Source organism: Streptacidiphilus pinicola (assembly GCF_003258295.1).
GTDB lineage: Bacteria > Actinomycetota > Actinomycetes > Streptomycetales > Streptomycetaceae > Streptacidiphilus > Streptacidiphilus pinicola.
The window spans coordinates 23,526-29,616 of record NZ_QKYN01000145.1 but is presented as its reverse complement, the minus strand read 5'-3'; the positions used below and the strand labels follow the sequence as shown (position 1 = coordinate 29,616).

General features: G+C 72.2%; 3 protein-coding genes. All 3 read left to right on the top strand.

Translation table 11 applies throughout. The features are described 5' to 3' along the window. Positions 1-1,030, top strand: a 1,030-nt coding sequence (locus DN069_RS31690; protein WP_111506683.1) for an SUKH-4 family immunity protein, incomplete at its 5' end; no start/stop codon positions are given. Positions 1,031-1,175: 145 nt separating this feature from the next. After that, entirely contained in the window at positions 1,176-2,213 is a 1,038-nt protein-coding gene (locus DN069_RS31685) for a coiled-coil domain-containing protein (RefSeq protein ID WP_111506679.1), read from the top strand. Positions 2,214-2,468: 255 nt separating this feature from the next. Further along, complete coding sequence (mfd, locus tag DN069_RS31680; RefSeq protein WP_111506678.1) at positions 2,469-6,035, top strand: transcription-repair coupling factor; 3,567 nt, start codon at positions 2,469-2,471, stop codon at positions 6,033-6,035. The last annotated feature ends 56 nt before the right edge of the window (positions 6,036-6,091 follow it).

Here is a 6,091-nt window from a genome sequence, read left to right as displayed (position 1 = left end):
TGGCACACCCGGCGCCGGCGCGCCCGCGCCGGCGCCGGGTGTGCCAACGGTCGGTCCCGGCTACATGGCCGTGCTCCGCTACCGCGGCCCGGACGGCTCCGAGCAGCAGGTGATCCAGCGCTCCGCGCTGGGGCAGCCGCACCCGGAGTGGCAGATCCTGCAGGAGGTGCGCCGACTGAACGTGCCGCCGGAGCAGGTGCTGGAGCTGCACACCGAGCTGGAGTGCTGCGACCTGCCCGCTGGCTACTGCGCGCGCATGGTCAAGGAGGCCTGGCCGAACGTGCGGATCACGCACACCGCCCCCTACGGGCGGGAGGCCGCCGCGCGTCGGCGCGGGGTCGACCACCTGCTGGACCACCTGCGCGAGCTGCACACCCACGCCGCGGGTCCCGCGCCGATCGCCTCGTCGCGGGCGCCGCTCGCGCCCGCCGCGCCGCCGGCCCCGGTGCCGCCGCCGCAGGCGCTGGCACAGGAGCTGGGGACCGCGTTCGGGGACCAGAGCCTGTTCCGCTTCGACCAGCAGGCGGTCTCCCGGGCGGGCGTGCCGCCGGAGGTCCAGTCGACGCTGACCTGGGCGGGCCTGCCGCGCGAGTTCGGTCCGTTCTTCTGGGCTCAGGCCCAGCCCGGCCGGCCGATCCCGACGCTGGCGGAGCTCGCCGCTGAGCGCGGCCTGCAGGCCGGTCCGGACGCGGGCACCTACCTCGTGGTCGGCAACGACTACGGGCGGCAGCTGTGCGTCCAGTACGGCACGAACGCGATCGTCGCGGTCGACCTGGGGACGCAGGGCCAGCCGGCCGGACCGGAGGGGGCGCAGCCGCGCTTCGTCAACACCGGCCTGCCGCAGTTCGTCCGCTGCCTCGCGGCACTGGGCCGGCTGTGGCGGTTCCGCTTCGGTCTGACGCAGGAGCAGGCGGGCCGCTGGACCAGCGACTTCCAGAACGAGATCAACGCGATCGACCCGGCCGCGCTGTCCTCGCCGGAGAACTGGTGGGCTGTGATCCTGGAGCAGTTCTGGGACGGCCTGCTGTAGCGCTGATCGTGTGAAACGCCCAAGAAGGGGACCGGCCCGGTGGCCGGTCCCCTTCTCTGTGTCGGTACCGTCGTAAGAAGAACTAATCTGCTCAAAATAGGACGAGCACCGACCATGTCCGGCAAGGCGGAGGACGGCAGCAGAGATGAGCGATCCGAGCACTCCTGGCGCGGCGGACTTCCCCCTGACCCGTAAGGGCTACGACGTCGACCAGGTCGACCAGTCCCTCGCCCAGCTCACCGACGCCCGTGACCAGGCGTGGCAGCGGCTGTCCGGGCTCGGCGACGAGATGCGCGCGCTCGAGCGCCGGCTGATGGACGTCCAGGCCGCGCAGGTCGTGGCGGAGGCGGCGGTCCCGGACTTCGAGACGCTGAGCCCGCGCGCCGCCGGACTGCTGGTGACGGCCGAGGAGGAGGCCGAGACCGTCCGCTCGGACGCGGTCGCGGAGTCCACCCGGATCGAAGGCGAGGCCCGGACCGAGGCCCGCCGCAGGCGCACCGTCGCCGCCCAGTACGCCGACCAGATGCGCGCCGCGGCGGACGAGTCCCACCGCCGCGAGCTCGACCGCGCCCGCAACCAGGCCGAGGCGCTGCGCGGCGAAGCCGATCGGGACGCCCGGGGCGTCCTCGACGCCGCCACCGGTCACGCGGAGGAGGTCCGCGTCCGCGCCGACCAGGCCTCCCGCGAGGCCCACTCCTGGCTGTCGGGCCAGCAGCGCACGGTCGAGCAGGAGTTCGCCGCGCACGAGGCGAAGGTCGTCGCCTGGGAGGACGAGGTCATCGCGATCGGCGAACGCAAGGTCTCCGAGAGCGAGCGCCACCTCAAGGCCATGCAGGCCAAGTCCGACGAGATCGACGCCGACGCGTCGACACAGTCGGAACGCCTCGTCGAGGCGGCCCGCCGCGAGGCCGTGCGCATCGCGGAGCAGTCGGACCGCGAGCTGGCCACGTTCACGCAGACGCGCGAGCACATCCAGGCCCAGCTGGACCACATCCGCGAAACCCTCGTCGCCCTCACCGGCTCCGCCGCGGCCACCGCCGACCCGGCCTCCCCTCCGGACGCCGAGCCCGCCACGGAACCCGCTCCCGAACCGGACCCCGCCCCGGCCCCGGCGAGCGAGGCGGACACCTCCGAGCTCCCGACTCTTCCCCAGCCTGTGGACAACAATCCCGACAACCGTTAGTTGCACCTGCCTCAGGGGTGCGAGGCTCTGCCGACGTGCGGCTTTCTCCCAGCCTTCGGCCGGGAGGTGCCCCCAGCGCGGGCGCGACAAGGCATCCAGCGAGGTAGAGCCCCGAACGCACAGGGCCGTCGACTCATCAGTGGTTGCCCGAACCGTTCCTGTCGAGCGGAAGTCCGGGCGCGCGGCGTACGCTGGAGACCCCCGGGTTGCCTCGCAGTCCGGGTGTTTCGCGTTGCCTCTGGCTGAGAGAAGTAGATGAGCCTGACCGGCCTGCTCGACATCGTCGTCTCCGACCCGGCGCTCGCCGAGGCCGGGGAAGCCGCACTCGCCGGGGATCGGCGGCACCTGGACCTGGTGGGGCCGCCCGCCGCCCGGCCGTTCGCGATCGCCGCGCTCGCGCGCGCCCTCGCGGGGAAGGCGAAGGGGGAGCGCGGGCGTCCCGTGCTCGCCGTGACGGCCACCGGCCGTGAGGCGGAGGATCTGGCCGCCGCGCTCGCGTCCCTGCTGCCGCCCGACAGCGTCGCGGAGTTCCCGGCGTGGGAGACGCTCCCGCACGAGCGGCTCTCGCCGCGCTCGGACACCGTCGGCCGCCGCCTCGCCGTGCTGCGCCGCATCGCGCACCCGTCCGCCGACGACCCGGCGGCCGGGCCGCTGCAGGTGATCGTCGCGCCGGTGCGCAGCGTGCTGCAGCCGCAGGTCAAGGGCCTGGCCGAGCTGGAGCCGGTGAGCCTGAAGCAGCGGCAGGAGGTCGACCTCGACGACATCGTCGCGCGCCTCGCCGCCGCCGCGTACCAGCGCGTGGAGCTGGTGGAGAAGCGCGGCGAGTTCGCCGTGCGCGGCGGGATCCTGGACGTCTTCCCACCCACCGAGGAGCACCCGCTGCGGGTGGAGTTCTGGGGCGACGAGGTCGAGGAGATCCGGTACTTCAAGGTCGCCGACCAGCGCTCGCTGGAGATCGCGCAGCACGGCCTGTGGGCCCCTCCCTGCCGTGAGCTGCTGCTGACCGACGAGGTGCGCGCCCGCGCCGCCGAGCTGGCGGAGGAGCACCCGGAGCTGAGCGAGATCCTGGACAAGATCGCCCAGGGCATCGCCGTCGAGGGCATGGAGTCCCTCGCGCCGGTCCTGGTCGACGACATGGAACTGCTGATGGACGTGCTGCCGCTGGGCAGCGTCGCCGTCGTCTGCGACCCGGAGCGCGTACGCACCCGCGCCGCCGACCTGGTCGCCACCAGCGCCGAGTTCCTGCAGGCCTCCTGGGTCGCGGCAGCCTCCGGCGGCCAGGCGCCGCTGGACGTCGGCGCGGCCTCGCTCTGGTCGATCGCCGACATCCGCGAGCACGCCGCCGAGATCAGCCTGCCCTGGTGGTCCGTCAGCCCGTTCGCCGCCGACGAGGAGGAGGCGACCGGCCCGGACGTGCTGCACCTGGGCATGCACCCGGTCGAGGCCTACCGCGGCGACACGGCCCGCGCCATCGCCGACGCCAAGGGCCGCCTCGCCGAGGGCTGGCGCGTCGTGCTGGTGACGGAGGGCCAGGGCCCCGCCGCGCGCATCGCCGAGATGCTCGGCGGCGAGGGCATCGGTGCGCGGCTCACCCCGGACCTCACCACCGCCCCCGACGCCGACGTCATCCACGTCGCCTGCGGAGCGATCGAGAACGGGCTCGTCCACGAGGGCCTCAAGCTCTGCGTGATCACCGAGACCGACCTCTCCGGCCAGAAGTCCTCCACCAAGGACATGCGCCGGATGCCCTCGCGCCGTCGCAACGCCATCGACCCGCTCGCGCTCAAGGCCGGCGACTTCGTCGTGCACGAGGCCCACGGCGTCGGCCGCTACATCGAGATGGTGCAGCGCACCGTCCAGGGCGCGACCCGTGAGTACCTGGTGCTGGAGTACGCGCCCGCCAAGCGCGGCCAGCCCGGCGACCGGCTCTTCGTGCCGACCGACCAGTTGGAGCAGGTCACCAAGTACGTCGGCGGCGAGGCCCCGACGCTGCACCGGCTCGGCGGCGCCGACTGGACCAAGACCAAGGCGCGCGCCAAGAAGGCGGTCAAGGAGATCGCCGCCGACCTGATCAAGCTCTACTCCGCACGCATGGCCTCGCCCGGCCACGCCTTCGGCACGGACACCCCGTGGCAGCGCGAGCTGGAGGACGCCTTCCCCTACGCGGAGACGCCCGACCAGCTCTCCACCATCGCCGAGGTCAAGGAGGACATGGAGAAGTCGGTCCCGATGGACCGTCTGATCTGCGGCGACGTCGGCTACGGCAAGACCGAGATCGCGGTGCGGGCGGCCTTCAAGGCCGTGCAGGACGGCAAGCAGGTGGCCGTGCTGGTCCCGACGACGCTGCTGGTGCAGCAGCACTTCTCCACCTTCGCCGAGCGGTACGCCAACTTCCCGGTGGTCGTGAAGCCGCTGTCCCGGTTCCAGACCGACAGCGAGGCGAAGGCCGTGCTGGAGGGCCTGCGCGAGGGCGGCATCGACGTCGTCATCGGCACGCACCGGCTCTTCTCCAACGAGACCAAGTTCAAGGACCTGGGTCTCGTCATCGTCGACGAGGAGCAGCGCTTCGGCGTCGAGCACAAGGAGCAGCTGAAGAAGCTGCGCGCCAACGTCGACGTGCTGACCATGTCAGCCACCCCGATCCCGCGCACCCTGGAGATGGCGGTCACCGGCATCCGCGAGATGTCGACGATCACCACCCCGCCGGAGGAGCGCCACCCGGTGCTGACCTTCGTCGGCCCCTACGAGGAGAAGCAGATCGCCGCCGCGATCCGGCGTGAGCTGCTGCGCGAGGGCCAGGTCTTCTACATCCACAACCGGGTCGAGTCGATCGACAAGGCGGCGGCGAGGCTGAAGGAGCTCGTCCCCGAGGCCCGGGTCGCCACCGCGCACGGGCAGATGGGCGAGCAGCAGCTGGAGAAGGTCGTCGTCGACTTCTGGGAGAAGGAGTTCGACGTCCTGGTCTCCACGACGATCGTGGAGTCCGGCATCGACATCTCCAACGCGAACACGCTGATCGTCGAGCGTGGCGACACCTTCGGCCTGTCGCAGCTGCACCAGCTGCGCGGACGTGTCGGACGTGGGCGGGAGCGCGGCTACGCGTACATGCTCTACCCGCCGGAGAAGCCGCTGACCGAGACCGCGCACGAGCGGCTCGCGACCATCGCCCAGCACACCGAGATGGGCGCGGGCATGTACGTCGCGATGAAGGACCTGGAGATCCGCGGCGCGGGCAACCTGCTGGGTGGCGAGCAGTCCGGCCACATCGCGGGCGTCGGCTTCGACCTCTACATGCGCATGGTCGGCGAGGCGGTCGCGGAGTTCCGCGAGATGCTGGAGAGCGGCGGAGCCGCTCCGGAGGAGGAGCCGCTCGAGGTCAAGATCGAGCTCCCCGTCGACGCGCACGTCCCGCACGACTACGCCCCCGGCGAGCGGCTCAGGCTGCAGGCGTACCGGTCGATCGCGGCGGTCAACTCCGAGGACGACATCGCCCAGGTGCGGGCCGAGCTCACCGACCGCTACGGCAAGCTGCCGGAGCCGGTGGAGAACCTGCTGCTGGTCGCAGGCCTGCGGTTGTTCGCGCGGCGGTGCGGGATCTCGGACATCACGCTCCAGGGCCAGTTCATCCGCTTCGGCCCGATCGAGCTGCGGGAGTCGCAGGAGCTCCGCCTGGCGCGGTTGTACCCGCGCAGCCAGGTGAAGTCGACGACGAAGCTGGTCCTCGTCCCCAGGCCGGCGACGGCGCGCATCGGCGGCAAGCCCGTCGTGGGACGGGAGCTTCTCAGTTGGTGCGTGGAGTTCCTCTCCGCCATGTTCAGTTAGTTGCACTGACCTCAGGGGCGCGGTTCCCCGCGCCCCTGGGACTGCATGGTGCCCGC

Coding starts and splice junctions, on each gene's coding strand:
- DN069_RS31685 (WP_111506679.1), top strand. CDS start 1,176: ATGAGCGATCCGAGCACTCCTGGCGCGGCGGACTTCCCCCTGACCCGT.
- mfd (WP_111506678.1), top strand. CDS start 2,469: ATGAGCCTGACCGGCCTGCTCGACATCGTCGTCTCCGACCCGGCGCTC.